Origin of the sequence: Acinetobacter sp. YH12218, from assembly GCF_013417925.1 — a bacterium.
GTDB classification, from domain to species: domain Bacteria; phylum Pseudomonadota; class Gammaproteobacteria; order Pseudomonadales; family Moraxellaceae; genus Acinetobacter; species Acinetobacter amyesii.
The window spans coordinates 1-3,295 of sequence record NZ_VPDB01000135.1 but is presented as its reverse complement, the minus strand read 5'-3'; the positions used below and the strand labels follow the sequence as shown (position 1 = coordinate 3,295).

Annotated in this window: 1 protein-coding gene and 1 pseudogene; both read right to left on the bottom strand. The window is 36.5% G+C overall.

Translation table 11 applies throughout. The annotated features are described in order from the left end of the window. Positions 1-156, bottom strand: a pseudogene (locus FTV03_RS17340) (IS5/IS1182 family transposase); the annotation flags it as partial. A 279-nt stretch (positions 157-435) separates the two neighbouring features. Beyond that, a complete protein-coding gene (locus tag FTV03_RS17335; protein WP_180042375.1) occupies positions 436-3,201 on the bottom strand; it encodes a site-specific integrase in 2,766 nt (921 codons plus the stop codon). Positions 3,202-3,295 lie beyond the last annotated feature (94 nt).

Genomic DNA, 3,295 nt, shown 5'->3' with positions numbered 1-3,295 from the left:
GGAGTAGGTTTGATTTCGCCCTTGTTTGCCTTTTGATGGAGCATACCATTGCGTAGCAGGATCAAACCAAATGGCAATATTTCCGCGACTCATGAGTGCTCGGTTATATGCGGGCCAATTGGTTGTGCAATAGATTTTGTGTGTAGGCTTCTTCATTTGAAAATTATATCGCTGAAAAAGCCTTTACAGATAGGTTTGTGCAACAAAGCCATGCAGAGCAGCCTATGTTCAAGTTTTTTGCATCTAACGCTCACGATGCTCAATCATGGATTGCAAGATTTAACGCGATTATTAATGGATAAAAGAGAACCGATTGAGCTAATCTTTTGGTTATGTTCCTTCACTTTCAAGCGAAAGCCATTTCCATGACTTTCGTTTTTTCAGTTATTTGTACGTATCATAAGAACTAGAAATATATTCTAAAAAAGCTGTGCATTAAATATGAAACACAATCATCAGGTACATCAATAGTTTGAAAATGCCGAGAGCGTTCGTATCTTTACATTTGAAAGAAAACTTAATTTGTGTTTCATTCTCATCTACTTTGAAGTTCTCTGTTTTTAATTTCAAATCCTGCAATGTATTTTTGAGCTGTTCCTTGCTCCGGTGAGAAAGCTCGAGATGAAGATATTTTTTTGGAAACAGTTTATTGATAAAAGACAGAAACTTTTTCAGCTGACGCTTTTCATTCAGTTTAAAAGTGAACTGAGCCGAATTTGGCTGAACTTTCTCAAGATAGATTGAGTAGATAGTGTTGAGCTGTTTCCGATATTGACTATATGTATTTACATAACGTTGTTGGACATAGTGAATGATTTGTTTTTCTTCCTTATTTGTTGGCAGCATAGTTACTAATGCATCTGGTGATTTTCTTAAAAAGTCCGTGGTAAACAGCCGGGAAGATTTCTTCTGATTGACACAGGAGGTTTTTAAATGCATCGCTCTAGCACGTAATTTTTGTGCTATTTGCAAAGGAATCGCTTCAGGTAACATCAGGTCTTCCTCTTTTTCTACTGCAAGAATGTGATGCAATAGTTCAAAAGTCATCTCTGAGTCATGAGCTCCTGGCATCAGTGAATCAGGCGATTTCTGTTGTTCTGGTTGATATTGATGATCATGTTGCCTGTAACGGTCTTTAGTGAGTTGATCAAATAAAAACTGTCTAATTGCGCGTTGTTGAACTGGATATTTAACAGCATCATCATGTTTTAGAATATTGAAATAAGCTTCTTTAGGGAGCGGGTTTTCTATTTCATTCAGTTGGTATGTGCTTGCCAGATGTATGAAATGCAGATAACTGGAGCAGGTGGTTTCTGGAGTGAGATGACCGGCAAAATGAGAAAGAGCATACCAAGTCTGTTGAGTATTTCTGTTTCGCAGTAAAGCATAACGGATGCGTAATTGCTCATGTGGGCTATAGTCAGTAAATGCATCTGCAAGTGTTGAGTTTTTTAAAATCAGGTAAAGATGATTAAATGCAGAATGGCGCAGACTATGATAAGTAAAATTGTGTTCTCCAAAAACTGGTTGAATCAATTGTTTAAATAGGGAATTCACTTCATTTTCATGAGTTTCTTCTAAGGACTGTTTTAAAAATAGCGGTTGTGCAACTGATTTTCCTTGTTCTTTTAGCAGACGTTTTCTATTCTGACTGTATGTTTTAAATGCATGTAATTCGTCGGCTTTAAGTAGATGATGCAGTGGAATTTTGCGGTAAGCTGAGTAGCTTTTTTGATTTTTATTGCGATTGTTGCGAATGGTGAGTATCACTGCATCTTCACTAATAAATAGATCACGTACGAAGATATTCAATGTTTCATTGATCCGTAGTCCGACTCTGAACCCTAGAATAAAAATCAGTTTAAATATATTTTTATCCTGAATCGAAATATCTTGAGTATTTTCGAGCTGCTCTAGCACGTGGTGAAAAATATGGGGCGAGATCAATGCGGTTCTGCAGATTTTTACCTGGATTAAATTATCTAGATCGATAGTAGGTGCTTTAAAAAATAAGGACTGTTTGTGATGAAACTCCTGTAGACGTTTTTGTAAAGTCGCTCTAGTTGTTTCTTTCTTTAATAAAAGTATTTCTCCATACAGATCTTCAAAATCAGCATCTGAAAATGATGAAATATCTTTGTCTTGCGTTGCCTGTAGCCAATGGACTGCAAACTGTGAAAACATGGTATTTAGAGAACTCTGCTTAATTGGCTGAAAATCTGCTCGTATAAGCTTGCGCTCAAATCGTTGCTGTTTTTGGATAATATGATTGAGACGGTCCAGTTGTGGCTCCATTAATTTTGAGCGCAGAATAGTCCATAGCAGTAAACGCTCCAAGGCTGGAGGTTGTTCCTTGGCATATAATTCTATGAGTCGATCGCTATAGTTTTTTGCACGAATAGCTTGACGTATTTCTACTAAAGCATCAGCTATATCCATTGAAATATTGGTTATAGAGGGAGCCTGATGGTTTTCACAAGTATTCTCAATCTTATTGTTATTAGGATGAGCTTGTTCAACCTGAACAAAATAAGCTGCTAATTGTTTTTCGAGAGGACTGGAACTGTAAATTTCATTTTTTAAGATACAAATGGACATTTGATCCAGTCCGCTGTTTTTCAGGAACTGTGTATAGTAAAAACCGTATTTTAACAGGTCTTTACAACGCACCTTTTCCTCGGGGAAGCATTCAATAATACAAGCGTTAATCAGATGCTCTGCATCTTCAATATCCGAAAATAAATCAAATTTTTGATGTTTTAGTCTGTAGATCCAGCATTTCACAATATCGTGTAGCACAAACGTTTTTGTATAACTGACTGAAAAATCAGGGTCATTTATACGCTGATTTCCGAAATGCCGGTTCGGGATCTCAAGTGAAACAATATGATTCAGGTTTAAAAAACTTTGAAATTTTTTTGTTTTTAAAATGGTTTTTAAAAAAAATTGCAGTTCGGCATGGTTATAAATGCCATTAAATAATATTGAGCTGATTAAACAGAAGCTAAGTGATTGGGTGGGACTGAAGTCATTATGTTCTGTCCAGTGAGCAATCAAATTTTTGGCAAATTGAGTCACCCTTTTACCATGTTTTAAAGTCTCAATATTTTGCTGGGGTGGGGGGCTTTCATGACGAACAGGTGTTGCAGGAACAGGGTAGTTTTGATTTGAACCGTACCGGGTTTGTCGGAGAGTCAATATTCTGAGAGACTATCCCGATGACAAAATTAAAATATACCCCTGAAATCAGAGAAAGAGCGGTTCAATTATTGATTGAATCTGAAAAAGATTATCC